We start from the raw sequence: 14,472 nt of genomic DNA, 5'->3' as shown, positions 1-14,472 counted from the left end.
CGCGCGACGACGTCAGAACTTGTCCGCCCCCGACTCGAAGTGCTCCTCCCCGGCGTTGTAGTACAGGTCCTTCACGACGGTCTCGTTCTCCCAGCCGCCGTTGGCCATGAGCTCACCCGGGGTGAGCCGGCGGACGTCGACGCAGGTGCGGGCGTACCGGTGTCGCAGCGAGTGCCAGGTCAGGTCGAACTGCACCCGCTCCTGGGTGATCCGAATCCAGCGTTCCTCGCGCTCGCGCCAGCGGTCGCCGACGTAGAGCCACTCCTGGTGCGGCCAATCAGCGGCCAGCGCCGCCGGCTTGAAGTAGTCGTTGCTGAACGCGGTGTGGAAGAACAGATCACCCCGCTCGGCGGGGAACAGCAGCGCTTCAGGGTTGGTCCCGGCCGCCTGCTCCTGCCGCGCCTCAGCGCAGCGAGCCAGCAGCGCGTCGTGCAGCCGGTAGCCGGTGATCGTGACGGCCGCGACCCACGCCTTGCGCCGCTTGTTGCCCTTCGGCGGCTTACGGCGGTTGCCGCCCGCGGGTGCTCCGGATGAGATCTGCCAGTCGATCTTGACGTGCAAACGCGCCCTTGCGAACGTGCCGTCGCTGCCCGTGTGCGCCGGGGTGTAGACGACGTCGTCAGCGGTCAGCTGGTACTGCTCGCCCCACCGGGCCCCGGCGTCGGCAGCCAGCTCCACGGCGAGCCGCCCGGTCCCCATCGGCAGAACAAGAGCCCGGGCGAGAGCGTCGATCTGCTGGGCGCACGGGGCGTCCTCCGTGCTGATGTAGATCTGGGACTCGCCGACATTGCGGACGCGGGTGCGGCGCTTGGGGGCTGCGGTGCCAGCGACGTCGCCGGCCAGGTCGTAGACCCTGACAGGGAGCAACTCGGCCTGCTCGGCCGTGAAGTAGCCCTGCGTCGCGCCCCAGCGCAAGAGTCCCCGCAGCGCGGTCGCGTTCTCCCGGCGGGTGTTGCGAGTCCCGGCCTGCGAGCGCATGCGGTCCAGCAGCTGGCGGTCGACGTCCATCCCCAGCCGGTGCCCGTGGCCGCGGATCACACGTGCGATCTTGGGGCGCATCTGAGTGAGCTGGCTCTCGGACCAGTCGCCGCCGGTCTTCTGGTTGCGGCCAACCCCCGACGACAAGTAGTCGTCCGTGATCGCCTTCAGCGTGGCCATGGCCTTGCCCCCCGCCGCCTGCCCGAGCCAGGCCGAGATCCCGGTGGCCTTGGCGACGGCGCTCTCCTGGGTCCGCCCCCCGGAGGTGCGGCCCAGGCTGCCGTCGGGCTGCGTCCAGGTAAGGCGGTAGTACGCGGAGGTGCCGGTCGGGGCCAGGACGTTGACGCGGCCCACAGTCACCAGCGGGGAGTTGCGACGGGCGCGCGTGCCGGGCCCGGCGGAACCGTGTGCGGTGCTCATGCCGCCACCTCCGCTCCGCGCCGCTTGCGCGGCTTGTAGCGCATCTGCGGCGTTGCGGCCTGCACGCTGGGTGCGACCTGGGCGGCCGTCTTCTTGCGCTGGTCGACGCTGAAGCGGGGCTGCTTGCGGATCCAGGCCAGGACCTCGTCCGGCACCCAGAGGCACCGGCGACCGACCTTGATCGGCTTGGGGAAGTCCGCGCGGTAGGTGTACTCGCGAGCGGTGTCGACTGCGACGAAGAACAGGCGGGCCAGGTGCTCGATCGCGAAGAGCGGGTCGGTGAGGTCGGGGTCGGCCAGGGCCGCGCTCGTGGTGCTGTGTGAAGTGGTCATGACCGGACCCGTCCGGGACGGCCGGATGAGCGCAGTCGCCTTGACGGTAGGGCGGTGACCGCCGCCGGTTGGTGCCAAAGACGTGCGAAAGCGGGCCTCCTGGAGGAGGCCCGCTTTCGCGTTAGGCCAGGTCAGAGGGCGTACGGCCCCGTCGACGCTGTCGTCGGTCAGATGTCGAAGTACAGCTCGAACTCGTGCGGGTGCGGACGCAGCCGGATCGGGTCGACCTCGTTCTTGCGCTTCCACTCGATCCAGGTGGCGATGAGGTCGGGGGTGAACACGTCGCCCTCGGTGAGGTAGTCGTGGTCGGCCTCGAGCGCGTCGAGCACCTCGGCGAGCGTGCCGGGCACCTGCTGGATCGACGCGTGCTCCTCCGGGGGCAGCTCGTAGAGGTCCTTGTCGATCGGGTCCGGCGGCTCGATCCGGTTGCGGATGCCATCGAGGCCGGCCATGAGCATCGCCGAGAACGCGAGGTAGGGGTTGCTCGACGGGTCGGGCACGCGGAACTCGATGCGCTTGGCCTTCGGGTTCGACCCCGTGATCGGGATGCGCACGCAGGCCGAGCGGTTGCGCGCCGAGTAGACGAGGTTCACCGGAGCCTCGTAGCCCGGCACCAGGCGGTGGTAGGAGTTCACCGTCGGGTTGGTGAAGGCCAGCAGGGACGGCGCGTGCTTGAGCAGGCCGCCGATGTACCAGCGCGCGGTGTCCGACAGGCCGCCGTAGCCGCGCTCGTCGAAGAACAGCGGGTCGCCGTCCTTCCACAGCGACTGGTGCACGTGCATGCCCGAGCCGTTGTCGCCGAACACCGGCTTCGGCATGAACGTCGCCGTCTTGCCGTGGCGGTGAGCGACGTTCTTCACGACGTACTTGAAGAGCATCACCTTGTCGGCCGACTTGCCGAGGGTGTCGAACCGGTAGTTGATCTCGGCCTGGCCGGCGGTGCCCACCTCGTGGTGCGAGCGCTCGACCTGCAGCCCCAGCCGGTCGAGCTCGAGGCAGATCTGGTCGCGCAGGTCGGCGAAGTGGTCGACCGGCGGCACCGGGAAGTAGCCGCCCTTGTAGGGGGTCTTGTGGCCGAGGTTGCCGCCCTCTTCGACGCGGCCGGTGTTCCAGGCGCCCTCGATGGAGTCGATGTAGTAGTAGCTGGCGTTCTGCTTGGTCTCGAAGCGCACGTCGTCGAACACGTAGAACTCGGCTTCGGGGGCGAAGAACGCGGTGTCGGCGATGCCGGTGGAGCGCATGTACGCCTCGGCCTTGGCGGCCACCTGGCGCGGGTCGCGCGTGTAGGGCTCGTCGGTGAAGGGGTCGACGATCGAGAAGTTGAGGTTCAGCGTCTTCTCGGTGCGGAACGGGTCGACGTACGCCGTGCTGACGTCGGGGATGAGCTTCATGTCGGACTCGTGGATCGCCTGGAAGCCACGGATCGACGAGCCGTCGAACATCTGGCCCTCACGGAAGAAGTCGGCGTTCACCGAGGCCGCCGGCACGTTGAAGTGCTGCATGACGCCCGGGAGGTCGCAGAAGCGTACGTCGACGAACTTCACGTCCTCGTCCTTGATGAACTTCATGACCTCGTCGGCGTTGCTAAACATTCATCCTCCTCGATGGCGCACGCAGTCGTGCTGACTCGCCGTACGTTAGGCAGGCGCGGTTTCTCGACAGTGTCCCGAGTGTTTCACCGACGTTACGTGGTCGCTCGGGCGTGTCCGGTGCGTGAAATCTCACGGACGGCGCGCGCGTACCCTGGATCCCATGGCACAACGCCGCCCACCAGCAGGCCGCTCAGCACGCCGCGAGGCCGTCGGCTCGTGGCTCGAAGGTCCGGCCGCGGCGACCCGCGCCGACGACGACTACCCCGGGCGCCGGCTCGGCCTGCCGCAGTCGGGCCCCGGCTCGGTGGCTCGCTTCGGACGGCGCATCGTGGCCCTGTTCGTCGACTGGGGTCTCAGCCTCCTCGTGGCCCGCGGTCTGCTCGACGGCCAGGAGTGGACGACGCTCGGCGTGTTCGCGCTCGAGCAGGTGCTGCTGGTGGCGACGCTGGGCGGCTCGCTCGGCCACCTGCTGCTGGGGCTGCGGGTCGTGCGGCTCGACGGCACCGCGGCGGGCCCGGCTCGCGCGCTGGGACGCGCCGTCCTGCTCTCGCTCGCCGTCCCGGCGCTGATCTGGGACCGCGACCAGCGCGGCATGCACGACCGGTTCATGGGCACGGTCCTGCGCCGGGTCTGACGCTGCGGGGGAGCAGCTCCTCAGCTGGCGTCCGGCAGCGCCGGCTGCCGCAGGTCGAGGTCGAGCGCCGCGACGTCGCGCTCGGTCTCCTCGGCTCGTGCGCGTTCCTCGGCGATGGCGCGCGCGGCGTTGGCGAAGCCGCCCTGCGCGAGCAGCGCGTCGGCTCGGCGCACCCAGACACCCATGACGCGCAGGGCCTGTGGGGTGGTCATAGCACTCGCCATCTCGTCCTCCCGCGCTCAGTGGGCTGGGGTGCCACGAAGAGTGACACCGACCAGTGAAGCCGACGCGGGTTACGTGCGTGTGTCCTGGTGTGAAGGCCAGGCAAAGCCTCTGCGCAGATCGCGGTTCGAAGCTGGCTCAGCGGCCGCGCAGGCCCTTGCGGTCGGGCCGCGCCCGCATCGGGTCGATGCCCTTCGGCACCGGCATGGGCGCCGAGCCGAGCGCGCGCAGTCGCTTGTTGACGGCGGTGACCTCCGTCTTGGTCAGCGACGGGCGCATCCGCTGCAGCTTGCTCACGAGCTTGCGCACCGGCACCTCGCCCTCGCCCGTGCCCACCCGAAGCACGGTGACGGGCACGTTCGGCAGCACGCGCGAGATCCGCTTGCGCTCCTTGTCGGCCAGCTTCTGCGCGCGGCCCTGTGGCCCCTCGGCCACGAGCACGACCCCGGGCCGGCCCACGGCCCGGAACACCATGGCCGCCGCCGACAGGTCGCCCGGCCGGGTCGCCTCGACGGCCACGGGCTGCTGCTCGAAGAACCATCCGCGGCGCAGCGCGCCCAGTGCGGCGCCACCACCGCCGACCTGGCCCTCGAGCTGGGCGTACGCCGCCCGCTCGGTGCGGCGCACCATGACGATGCCGGCGGCCATGACGGCCAGCGGGATGCCGATGACCGACAGGTAGATGGCGTGGTCGAAGACGATGCCGAGGACGACGAACACCACCTCGACGAGCACGAACGCCCCGAGCATCCACCACACGACGGCCGGGTCGAGGCCGCGCGCCTGGGTGAACGCCGTACCGATCTGACGCGCCCAGCCGAAGCGCTGCTTGCGCGGGGCGGGCGTCGAGGAGTCCTTGCGGGCCATGACGGGAAATCCTAGTGTCAGCGGACGGCGCAGCCGACCGCGGTGCGAGACGTGCGGGTTCTGAGAGTGCTGTCGGTGCCGCGGCTCAGCGGCTGAGCAGGCTCGAGGCCTCCTGGCGCGCCGGTGCCGCCTCGGCCAGGTGGGCCAGCGCCTCCGGCAGCTCCTCGCCGCGGCGACGCATCGCCTGCGCCCACAGCCGCCCAGCGCGGTAGGACGAGCGCACGAGCGGGCCGGCCATGACGCCGGCGAAGCCGATCTCCTCGGCCTCGGCTGACAGCTCGACGAACTCCTCGGGCTTGACCCAGCGCTCGACGGGGTGGTGGCGCTTGCTCGGCCGCAGGTACTGCGTGATGGTCAGCAGGTCGCATCCGGCCTCGTGCAGGTCGCGCAGCGCCTCGCTGACCTCCTCGCGGGTCTCACCCATGCCGAGGATCAGGTTGGACTTGGTGACCAGCCCGGCGCGACGGCCCTGCGTGATGACGTCGAGCGACCGCTCGTAACGGAACGCCGGCCGGATCCGCTTGAAGATGCGCGGCACGGTCTCGAGGTTGTGCGCGAACACCTGCGGCGCGGCGTCCAGCACCTGGCCGACGAGCTCGGGCTTGGCCGAGAAGTCGGGCACCAGGATCTCGACGCCGGTGCCGGGGTTGAGCTCGTGCACCTGGCGGACGGTCTCGGCGTACAGCCACGCGCCCTCGTCGGGCAGGTCGTCGCGGGCGACGCCGGTGATGGTGGCGTAGCGCAGCTCCATGGCGCGCACCGACTCCGCGACGCGCCGCGGCTCGTCGCGGTCGAGCGGGCTGGGCCGGCCGGTGTCGATCTGGCAGAAGTCGCAGCGGCGCGAGCACTGCTCGCCGCCGATGAGGAACGTCGCCTCGCGGTCTTCCCAGCACTCGAAGATGTTGGGGCAGCCGGCCTCCTGGCACACCGTGTGCAGGCCCTCGCTGCGCACCAGTCCCTGGAGCTCGGTGTACTGCGGGCCCATCGAGGCCTTCGTCTTGATCCACGACGGCTTCTTCTCGATCGGGACCTGCGCGTTGCGGGCCTCCAGACGCAGCATCCGGCGTCCCTCGGGCGCGATCGTCACCTTGCGGCTCCCATCCGATGTGCGGTCGTGCGTGAGTCGTTCACGTCCCGGGCGCCCCCGAGGACCCCTCCAGCCTACGCCGCGTGCGCAGGTGGCCTCAGGCGACCGGCACGGTCAGCCCCGCTGAGGTCTGCAGAGTGGCGTTGCCATCGCTGCGCCAGATGATCTTGCTGGGCCGGGAGAGCCCCCCAACGGGCGGCCATGGCGCCAAGATGCCCGGTGCGTCACCGTTCGTCCGCCGCCATGAGCCGAGGCTGGACTCGCTGCACGACAGGTGGTCGATGAGCAGAGGCCAGCGAGCGTGACCGCTGGCGCGAACCGGCGTGGTGTGGGGGCTTCAGCTGCTCAGGTCACCCGGGCGCCGTGCCGATACCTCCGTCAGCGCGGCTGCTCGAGCCGCCACCAGGAGGTCCCCATGGCCGTCATCACCGCGAGCGAAGCGGCACGATCGAGCGTTCCCGAGCACCCGCTGCTGCGCGCGACCGCGTGGTCGTCGGCGATCGGGCTCGTGGCTGGTCTGGTGCTGGGGCTGGTCACGCAGGCACAGGAGCACGACCGGGGCTGACCGGCCCCTCGCCCTGCTCCTCAGCCTGCTCCGCACCCAGCACCGCGCGCAGCTGCTCCTCGACGAGCGAGAGCACCTCCGAGACAGCGACGTCGCGGCCGAGCTCGGCGCTCAGTGAGGTCACGCCGGCGTCAGCGATGCCGCACGGCACGATCGTCTGCGCCCAGGCGAGGTCGCAGTCGCAGTTGAGCGCGAAGCCGTGCATCGTCACGCCCTGCGACACGCGGATGCCGATCGCGCCGATCTTGCGGTCCGGGCCACGGTGGTCGGCACCCACCCACACGCCGCTGCGGCCCTCGACGCGCTGCGTCGAGACGCCCAGCTCGGCGCAGACCGTCATCATCATCTGCTCCAGGCGCCGCACGTGGGCGACGACGTCGACCGGCTCGGTGAGCCGGACGATCGGGTAGCCGACGAGCTGCCCCGGGCCGTGCCAGGTGATCTTGCCGCCGCGGTCGACGTCGATCACCGGCGTGCCGTCGAACGGCCGCTCGTGCGGCTCGGTGCGCTTGCCGGCGGTGTAGACCGCCTCGTGCTCGAGCAGCAGCACGGTGTCGGGTCGCTCACCGGCGACGACGCCCGCGTGCACCTGACGCTGCAGATCCCAGCCCTGCAGGTACGGCACCGGCTGGGGGACGAATCCGACGTGCTCGAACTCCAGGCTCATGCCCGAAATGCTACGCCTCCCGCAGCGGTCGTCCGGACGGGCGGTGCAGGTGCTCGACGACGGCGACGAGGTCAGCCCGCAGCCGCGCCAGGTCGCCGACCGCGTCACCGATGAGGGCCTCGGCCGCGGCCTCGTCGTGCGCCTCGTCGCGCACCCGGCGTCCGGTGGCGGAGAGGCTCACGAGGACGCGGCGGCGGTCCTGCGGGCAGCGGTCGCGGCTGACGTAGCCGAGACGCTCGAGCCGCTCGACCACACGGCTCATGGTCTGGTCCTGCACCGAGGCGGCGGCGGCGAGCTCGCGCTGGGTCATCGCGCCGCCCTCGAGCATCCACAGCACCGCGAAGCTCGCGTGGTTGAGCTCCCAGCGCGACAGGTGCGAGTCCCACGCGTGCTCGACCAACCGCGCGGCGGTCGACAGCAGCCGCCCGGTGGCCCAGTGCGACAGGTCGTCGACCGCGCCGATCGGCACGTCGGACGAGGCGGTCACGGGATACTCCTGCTGTTGTCGGCGACAGCGACGAGGCGCTGCGGCCGGTTGGCGCGATCCATGATGCCGCGTCGCCGTCCGAGATGCACAGCAGGCTGAGCGATGGTTAAGGTCAGCATGCTGAGGATTTCGAGAAGAGGAGCCAGCGTGAGTTCGCAGACCGCCGACGGGGCGTCCGGTTCGGCTCAGGAGTCGCGTCAGGAGCAGCGGCGCCGCCGTCGCAAGGTCGGTGGCACCCGCCGGGCCGTGCTGCGGGCCGTGGCCCTGACGTTGCTCGGCCTGGTGTGGCTGGGGATCAGCGGCGTGGGCGGCCCGCTCGTCGGCCGGCTGTCGGAGGTGCAGGAGAACGACAACGCGAACTTCCTGCCCGCCTCGGCGGAGTCGACCGAGCTGGCCAAGCTGTCGAAGAAGTTCAGCTCGGCGTCGACCTTCCCGGCCTTCGTCGTCATCGAGCGCGATGCCGGCGTGAGCGACGCGGACCGCGCCGCGGCCCAGCAGTTCGCGCGAGGCCTGCCTGACCTCACGATCGACGTCGCGCCTGCGGCGGCCGGCGACCGCACCTTCCGCCTCGGTGACTACCTCGCGCCCGCGCCCACCGCCGTCGTCCCGAGCGAGGACGGCAAGGCACTGCTGCTGCCCGTGCTGCTCAACGGCGACAAGGCCGGTGACAGCCTGCCGGACGGTGAGAGCGTCGTCGGGCAGTCGGTGAAGGCCGTGCGGGACGCCGCCCAGGAGCAGCTCGAGTCGACCGGTCTGAAGACGTACGTCACCGGTCCAGCCGGGTTCACCGCCGACCTCGTGACCGCCTTCAGCGGCATCGACGGCAAGCTGCTCGGGGTCAGCCTCACGGCCGTGTTCATCATCTTGCTGCTGGTCTACCGCAGCCCGCTGCTGCCGCTCGCGGCGCTGATGACGTCGGCGTTCGGCCTGTCGCTCGCGGCCCTCGTGGTGTTCCCCCTCGCCAAGAGCGGCGCGATCACCCTCGACGGCCAGAGCCAGGGCATCCTGTCGATCCTCGTCATCGGCGCGGCCACCGACTACGCCTTGCTGCTCGTGTCGCGCTACCGCGAGGAGCTGCACGACCACGCCAGCAAGTACGTCGCGATGCGCCGGGCCTGGCGCGGCTCGGTGGAGCCGATCGCGGCCAGTGCGGCCACGGTGGTGCTCGGCCTGCTGTGCCTGCTGCTCAGCCAGCTCGGCTCCACGCGCGGCCTTGGGCCGGTCGGTGCCATCGGTATCGGCGGCGCGCTGCTTGCCGCGCTCACGCTGCTGCCGCTGCTGCTGCTCGTGCCGGTGATCCTGCTCGCAGCGGTCGCTCTCGGCGTCGCGTTCGCCGTCGGGGCGGTGCTGGTCAACGCGGTCGTCGGGCTGGTGCTCGTGGTGCTGGTGCTGGCCGCGGGCATCTACTTCGCGGTCCGGCGTCGCCAGGCGTTGCGGCGCAATGACATCGACGGCGTCGACGGCGTCGACGGTGCCGAGGGCGCGCGCCTGCCGTGGTACGCCCGGGCCGAGTCCGGTCGCTGGCTGTTCTGGCCGCGCACGCCGCGACTCGACCACGTGCACCGTGCCGACTCCGTGGGCGGCGGGGGCATCTGGGGTCGGATCGCCTCGCTGGTGGGCAACCACCCGCGCGTCGTGTGGGTCACCACGCTCGTCGTGCTGCTCGGCGCCGCAGTGTTCGCGCCGTCGCTCAAGGCCGACGGCGTCAGCACGTCGCAGGTCTTCCGCGACCGCGTCGAGTCGGTCGTCGGGCAGGACGTGCTGACCCAGCACTTCCCGGGCGGGGCCGGCAGCCCGGCCCTGCTCGTGGTGCAGGAGACCGACGCCCAGCAGGCGCTGCAGGTCGTGCGCTCGGTGAAGGGGGTGGCGTCAGCCCAGCTCACGGTCGACCCGTCGATGGCCGGCGGAACGCAGCCACCGCCGCCCAAGGTGGTCGACGGTCAGGTCGAGATCGAGGCGACGCTGTCCGCGGCCGCCGACAGTCCGGCCGCCGAGGAGACGATCAAGCGGCTGCGCAGCGCGGTCGACCAGATCGGGCAGGACGTCCTGGTCGGCGGCACCACCGCCGTCAACCTCGACGTCCGCGAGGCCAGCCGGCGCGACCTGACCGTGATCATCCCGGCGATCCTCATCGTGATCCTGCTCGTGCTGATGGTGCTGCTGCGGGCCGTCGTGGCACCCCTGCTGCTCATCGGCGCCAACGTGCTGTCGTTCGGCGCCACCATCGGGGTCAGCGCGCTGGTGTTCAACCACGTGCTCGGCTTCCCGGGCGGCGACCCGCAGATCCCGTTGTACGGCTTCGTGTTCCTCGTCGCTCTGGGCATCGACTACTCGATCTTCCTGATGACGCGAGTGCGCGAGGAGTCGCTCGAGCACGGGACACGACGGGGCGTGCTCGTGGGTCTGGCAGTGACCGGCGGCGTCATCACGAGCGCGGGCGTGGTGCTGGCCGCCACGTTCGGGGCGCTGTCGACGCTCCCGCTGCTGTTCCTGCAGCAGATCGCGTTCATCGTCGCCTTCGGCGTGCTCCTCGACACCCTCGTGGTGCGCTCGCTGCTGGTGCCGGCACTCACCCGCGACATCGGCGGGCGCGTGTGGTGGCCCAGCCGGTTCGCCGCTGACCACGAGGACGAGCCTGCGGCGGAACGGTCTGACACCATCACCGCATGAGCGAAGGCGTGCGGGTCGGGCTGGTCGGCTACGGCATGGCGGGCCGCGACAGCCACGCGCCCCTGCTGCGCGAGGCCGGGCTGCAGGTGACGCACGTCGCCACCTCCGACGCCGGACGGCGCGCACAGGCCGAGGCCGACCTGCCCGACGTCCGTGTGGTGTCGTCGCTCGACGCGCTGCTGCTGGAGGCGAGCGACATCGACGTCGTGGTGCTCGCCAGCCCCACGGGCGTGCACGCCGAGCAGGCCATCAGCTGCCTGGACGCCGGACTGCCCCTGGTGGTCGACAAGCCCCTCGGGATCGACGCCGGCCAGGCCCGGCGCGTGGTCGAGCACGCCCGCGCCGTCGGCGTCCGGCTGACGGTGTTCCAGAACCGGCGCTGGGACGCTGAGCAGCTGACGCTGCGGCGGCTGCTCGACGAGGGCCGACTCGGCCGCGTCTTCCGCTTCGAGCGCCGCTGGGAGCGCTGGCGCCCGCAGCCCAAGGACCGCTGGCGCGAGCGCAACCTCCCGCAGGAGGGCGGCGGGCTGCTCCTGGACCTGCACAGCCACCTGGTCGACTCGGCCGTCCAGCTCTTCGGCCCCGTGCGCGAGGTGTACGCCGAGCTCGCTGCCCACACGACCGTCGGCGAAGACGACGCGTTCGTCGCGCTCGGCCACGACAGTGGCGTGCGCAGCCACCTCGGGGCGCTGTCGCTGGCCGGAGCCCCTGGCCCCCGCACGCGTGTGCTGGGCTCGGCCGGGGCGTTCGTCGTCACCAGCTTCGAGCAGGAGCAGACCGCCTTCGGTGACCTCGCCGACCTCGACGCCGAGCACTGCGGGTGGCTGGTGGCGGGGGAGTCGAGGGAGCCGGTGTTCCGGGCCCCTGGCGAGGCAGCTGACTTCTACCGCGGCGTCGCTGCAGCCGTCACCGGCGGCGGCGAGATGCCGGTCGACCCCCGCGACGCCGTGCACGTGCTCGAGGTGATCGACGCCGCCCGGCTCAGTGCGGCCGAGCGGCGCGTCGTCCAGCTCTGAGGAGGCTGCGCCTCGGCAGTGCTAGGCGATCCACGTCGACGTGAGCCGGCTGACGCGGCTTCCGTCGAGATCGGCCAGCGACAGCCCGACGAACTGGCCCGCCTGCGCGGAGGTCTGCCAGCGGAACCGCGGCTCGCTCGTGGTCGCCGCATGGACGATCACCTCGGCTGCCTGCTCCGGCGTCTGGGCGTTCGCGAAGGCGCCGGCGGTGCGCTCGAGGTAGGCCGCGAGCAGCGGGGCGTAGGCGTCCTGCGGCGACAGGCTCTCGTCGGGGCGGTGCACGTTGCCGACGAACCCGCTGGCCACGGCACCGGGCTCCACGACGCTGATCGTCACGCCGAACGTGGCCGCCACGGGCGCCAGGGACTGCATGAGCCCTTCGACCGCGAACTTCGCCGCGCAGTAGGCGTCAGCGAAGGGCTGCCCGACGGCGCCGCCGACGCTGGTGACGGTGACGACCCGTCCGCTGCCGGCCGCGCGCATGGCCGGCAGCACGAGCCGGGTCAGCCGGGCGACGCCGAGGTAGTTCACGTCGAGCTGCTCCTGCAGCTGGGCGTCGGTGAGCTGCTCCAGCGTGGCCACGGCGCCCCGCCCGGCGTTGTTGACGAGCACGTCCAGGGATCCGTGGTCGGCGAGGACGCTCTCGACGCAGGCCCGAGCCTGGTCGGGGTCCGTGACGTCCAGCGCGCGGACGTCGACGTCGACGCCGGCGCCGGCTGCCGCCTGCTGCAGGGCGTCGCTCTTGGCGGTGTCGCGCATGGTCGCGACGACCGTGAGCCCGGCGCGGGCGAGGCCGACCGCGGTGGCCAGGCCCATCCCGCTGGACGTGCCGGTCACGAGGGCGACCCGAGGTGCCGACGTCACACCGGCACCCTAGACCCCTGCGGCGCCGGGCAGCACGCGCGGCTCGATGCGCTCCTCGACGGCGCCGTCGCCCTCGCGCGTGACGACGTAGGCGCCCTTGCCGCGCATCTCGGTGACGGCCTCGAGGAGCTCGGTGCCGCGGTAGACCAGGCCGACTCCGTCGTCCGTGCAGTGGGTGGTGCCGAGCGTGCCCTCGGCCACCAGCCGGTGCACGAGCGGACGGCGGCGCGCCTCGCTGTCGTAGTGCACGCCGTTGCCGTAGGGCAGCAGGCCGAGGCCGTTGGTGACGGCCCGCAGCTCCGGGCCGAACGAGTCGGTGGTGCCGCCGTCGTACCAGCAGATCGAGCCCGCTGACACGCCGGCGAGCACGACGCCGGCCCGCCACACGCGGGCGAAGATCTCGTCGAGCCCGTGCACCCGCCAGACGGCGAGCAGGTTCGCGACCGACCCGCCGTTGACCCACACGACGTCCTGCGCCATCAGGTGGCCCTCGACGTCCTCGACCGACGGCATGCCGAACAGCGCGAGGTGCGACATCTCGAAGCCCGCCGTGCGCCCCGCGTCGTCCATCTCGGCCTGGAACCACCGCTGGTCGCCGCCGGCCGTGCCGACGTGGCACACGCGCGGCCGTCCGGTGGCTCCCGACAGCTCGACCGCGTGGTGCACCAGCGGTCCGAAGTCGAAGCGGTGGCGGTCGGCGGGGACGTAGCCGCCCGAGGTGGCCAGGATGGTGGGGGCGTCAGCAGGCACGGTGCTCCTTGCGTCCGGGGTGTCCGAGGTGGTCCAGGATGGCTTGCGCGGCTCGGCGGCCCGACACCAGGGCCCCTTGGATCGACGCCGTGTCGCGGTGGTCGCCGGCCACGAACCGCCCGTCACCGAGAGCCACGGACTGGCGCACCGTGAGGGGCGGGAGCATGGCGGGCAGCGCGTGGGGGATGGCATAGGTGGCCACGAGCTCCCAACGCGTCGGGTCGCAGCCGTAGAGCCAGCGCAGCTGCTGACGCAAGGAGCGCTCGGTCTCTGCGTCGTCGTGGTCGCCGAGCACCGTCGTGGCCACCAGGGCGCGGCCGTCAGCGCAGTACGACGGCGCGACGTTCGACACCACGGCGGAGTTGACCACCGGCCCGCGCCGATCACCGTCGACGTGCAGGATCGCTTTACGGGTCGGGGGTTGCCCGGCCAGGTGGTAGAAGGTCGTGAGGGCGCGTTGCGGTGGTGTCGGCAGGCCGAGCAGGCCGTGCGCTGCGGTGCCGTCGGTGGCCACGAGCACGGCCCGGGCCTCGATCCGGCCGTTCGTCGTGACGACGACCCCGCCGTCCAGCGACTCGGCCGGCTCCTGCAGGCGCACGACGTCGTCGGGCAGCCGCGCGGCGAGCTGCTCGGGAATCGCCTGCATGCCGGTGGCCGGAAGGGCGGGTGTACCCCGGACGAACGAGCGCAGCACCAGCTCGACGAAGCGTCGCGAGCTCTGCTGCTGGTCCTCACCGAGCACTCCGGCGAGGAAGGGCTCGAGCACCGAGTGAGTGAGTGGGCCGTCCAAGTGGTTGCGGCGCAACGTGTCTGCGTACGGCTCGTCGGGGGAGCCGATGATCTGGCCCGGGTCGCCGTAGCCCACAGCCGCGGCCCACCGCACGAGAGCGAGCTTCTCGCGCAGGCCGCCGGGCCCGGTCAGCGTCGACACCGCGCGCCGTGGTGAGTGACGCGGGTCGGCGACGACAGCGCGTCCCTCGCCTCGCGCTACGACGACCCCGGCCTCGAACGGGTGCAGGTCGAGACCGCCGACGTCCAGCATCGTCTGGACGGCGGGGTAGGAGGGGTTCAGCAGCTGGAAGCCGCGGTCGAGCAGCAGCCCGTCGCGGCGGTCGGTGCGCACCCGGCCTCCCACCGCGTCCCCGCGCTCGAGGACGCAGACCTCGACGCCGGCCCGGGTCAGCGTGACGGCCGCCGACAGACCGGCGAGGCCGGCACCCACGATGACGACGTCGGTACGTGCGGGCACAGGTGTCACCCGCGCGACGCTACCGGCGGCCGGACGCCGATGCCCCCTGTGGACAACCTCCGGCGCGGGCCT

Annotated in this window: 15 protein-coding genes; 4 read left to right on the top strand and 11 right to left on the bottom strand. The window is 71.9% G+C overall.

Going from position 1 to position 14,472, the window contains the following annotated elements; genetic code table 11:
• Nucleotides 1-12: 12 nt before the first annotated feature.
• From ASD06_RS11845 to glnA, 3 genes are all read right to left on the bottom strand, one after another.
• Nucleotides 13-1,398 (bottom strand): hypothetical protein, encoded by a 1,386-nt coding sequence (locus ASD06_RS11845; RefSeq protein ID WP_056677578.1) that lies wholly within the window; start codon nt 1,396-1,398, stop codon nt 13-15.
• Entirely contained in the window at nt 1,395-1,730 is a 336-nt protein-coding gene (locus ASD06_RS11840) for an AlpA family transcriptional regulator (protein WP_056677575.1), read from the bottom strand. Before ASD06_RS11840 ends, ASD06_RS11845 begins: the two co-directional genes overlap by 4 nt.
• 167 nt (nt 1,731-1,897) lie before the next feature.
• Nucleotides 1,898-3,322, bottom strand: coding sequence for a type I glutamate--ammonia ligase (gene glnA, locus ASD06_RS11835; protein ID WP_056677573.1), 1,425 nt, complete (start codon nt 3,320-3,322; stop codon nt 1,898-1,900).
• Nucleotides 3,323-3,482: 160 nt separating this feature from the next.
• Between glnA and ASD06_RS11830 the strand changes: the two genes are divergently transcribed.
• Nucleotides 3,483-3,956: an RDD family protein gene (locus ASD06_RS11830; RefSeq protein ID WP_056677570.1), complete on the top strand. Its 474-nt coding sequence runs from the start codon at nt 3,483-3,485 to the stop codon at nt 3,954-3,956.
• A 20-nt stretch (nt 3,957-3,976) separates the two neighbouring features.
• On the opposite strand, the gene ASD06_RS11825 is transcribed toward ASD06_RS11830, so the two are convergent.
• The 3 genes from ASD06_RS11825 to lipA all read right to left on the bottom strand — a co-directional run bounded on the left by ASD06_RS11825 (nt 3,977) and on the right by lipA (nt 6,132).
• The gene (locus ASD06_RS11825) at nt 3,977-4,168 is read right to left on the bottom strand and encodes a hypothetical protein (protein WP_056677567.1); all 192 of its coding nucleotides are present in this window, start codon (nt 4,166-4,168) and stop codon (nt 3,977-3,979) included.
• 148 nt (nt 4,169-4,316) lie between these two features.
• Nucleotides 4,317-5,045: a DUF4191 domain-containing protein gene (locus tag ASD06_RS11820; RefSeq protein WP_056677563.1), complete on the bottom strand. Its 729-nt coding sequence runs from the start codon at nt 5,043-5,045 to the stop codon at nt 4,317-4,319.
• An 85-nt stretch (nt 5,046-5,130) separates the two neighbouring features.
• The gene (lipA, locus tag ASD06_RS11815; protein ID WP_200942108.1) at nt 5,131-6,132 is read right to left on the bottom strand and encodes a lipoyl synthase; all 1,002 of its coding nucleotides are present in this window, start codon (nt 6,130-6,132) and stop codon (nt 5,131-5,133) included.
• Nucleotides 6,133-6,547: 415 nt separating this feature from the next.
• Between lipA and ASD06_RS18900 the strand changes: the two genes are divergently transcribed.
• The gene (locus tag ASD06_RS18900; protein WP_157371675.1) at nt 6,548-6,697 is read left to right on the top strand and encodes a hypothetical protein; all 150 of its coding nucleotides are present in this window, start codon (nt 6,548-6,550) and stop codon (nt 6,695-6,697) included.
• Here ASD06_RS18900 and lipB read toward each other — a convergent pair.
• Nucleotides 6,666-7,358 carry a lipoyl(octanoyl) transferase LipB gene (lipB, locus tag ASD06_RS11810; protein WP_056677852.1) on the bottom strand — a complete coding sequence of 231 codons (693 nt, stop codon included), beginning with the start codon at nt 7,356-7,358 and terminating at the stop codon, nt 6,666-6,668. The genes ASD06_RS18900 and lipB overlap by 32 nt on opposite strands.
• Before the next feature lie 16 nt (nt 7,359-7,374).
• Entirely contained in the window at nt 7,375-7,851 is a 477-nt protein-coding gene (locus tag ASD06_RS11805) for a MarR family winged helix-turn-helix transcriptional regulator (RefSeq protein ID WP_056677560.1), read from the bottom strand.
• A 147-nt stretch (nt 7,852-7,998) separates the two neighbouring features.
• On the opposite strand from ASD06_RS11805, the gene ASD06_RS19410 reads away from it, so the two are divergent.
• Both ASD06_RS19410 and ASD06_RS11795 read left to right on the top strand, forming a co-directional pair.
• Complete coding sequence (locus ASD06_RS19410; RefSeq protein ID WP_200942104.1) at nt 7,999-10,521, top strand: MMPL family transporter; 2,523 nt, start codon at nt 7,999-8,001, stop codon at nt 10,519-10,521.
• Nucleotides 10,518-11,537, top strand: a complete 1,020-nt coding sequence (locus ASD06_RS11795) for a Gfo/Idh/MocA family oxidoreductase (protein WP_056677557.1) — start codon at nt 10,518-10,520, stop codon at nt 11,535-11,537. The genes ASD06_RS19410 and ASD06_RS11795 overlap by 4 nt, the downstream gene beginning before the upstream one ends.
• Before the next feature lie 21 nt (nt 11,538-11,558).
• Here ASD06_RS11795 and ASD06_RS11790 read toward each other — a convergent pair whose 3' ends face one another.
• The 3 genes from ASD06_RS11790 to ASD06_RS11780 are packed head-to-tail and all read right to left on the bottom strand — an operon-like array spanning nt 11,559 to nt 14,400.
• Nucleotides 11,559-12,401: an SDR family oxidoreductase gene (locus ASD06_RS11790; RefSeq protein ID WP_157371674.1), complete on the bottom strand. Its 843-nt coding sequence runs from the start codon at nt 12,399-12,401 to the stop codon at nt 11,559-11,561.
• A 9-nt stretch (nt 12,402-12,410) separates the two neighbouring features.
• Nucleotides 12,411-13,151, bottom strand: a complete 741-nt coding sequence (locus ASD06_RS11785) for a peptidase E (RefSeq protein ID WP_056677554.1) — start codon at nt 13,149-13,151, stop codon at nt 12,411-12,413.
• Complete coding sequence (locus tag ASD06_RS11780) at nt 13,141-14,400, bottom strand: NAD(P)/FAD-dependent oxidoreductase (protein ID WP_056677552.1); 1,260 nt, start codon at nt 14,398-14,400, stop codon at nt 13,141-13,143. The genes ASD06_RS11785 and ASD06_RS11780 overlap by 11 nt, the downstream gene beginning before the upstream one ends.
• Nucleotides 14,401-14,472: the final 72 nt, after the last annotated feature.

The sequence above is a fragment of the Angustibacter sp. Root456 genome, from assembly GCF_001426435.1.
Classification (GTDB): Bacteria; Actinomycetota; Actinomycetes; order Actinomycetales; family Angustibacteraceae; genus Angustibacter.
Note: the sequence above shows the minus strand (reverse complement) of the source record. Positions and strands in the feature narration are given on the sequence as shown.

Coding starts and splice junctions, on each gene's coding strand:
- ASD06_RS11845 (WP_056677578.1), bottom strand. CDS start 1,398: ATGAGCACCGCACACGGTTCCGCCGGGCCCGGCACGCGCGCCCGTCGC.
- ASD06_RS11840 (WP_056677575.1), bottom strand. CDS start 1,730: ATGACCACTTCACACAGCACCACGAGCGCGGCCCTGGCCGACCCCGAC.
- glnA (WP_056677573.1), bottom strand. CDS start 3,322: ATGTTTAGCAACGCCGACGAGGTCATGAAGTTCATCAAGGACGAGGAC.
- ASD06_RS11830 (WP_056677570.1), top strand. CDS start 3,483: ATGGCACAACGCCGCCCACCAGCAGGCCGCTCAGCACGCCGCGAGGCC.
- ASD06_RS11825 (WP_056677567.1), bottom strand. CDS start 4,168: ATGACCACCCCACAGGCCCTGCGCGTCATGGGTGTCTGGGTGCGCCGA.
- ASD06_RS11820 (WP_056677563.1), bottom strand. CDS start 5,045: ATGGCCCGCAAGGACTCCTCGACGCCCGCCCCGCGCAAGCAGCGCTTC.
- ASD06_RS18900 (WP_157371675.1), top strand. CDS start 6,548: ATGGCCGTCATCACCGCGAGCGAAGCGGCACGATCGAGCGTTCCCGAG.
- ASD06_RS11795 (WP_056677557.1), top strand. CDS start 10,518: ATGAGCGAAGGCGTGCGGGTCGGGCTGGTCGGCTACGGCATGGCGGGC.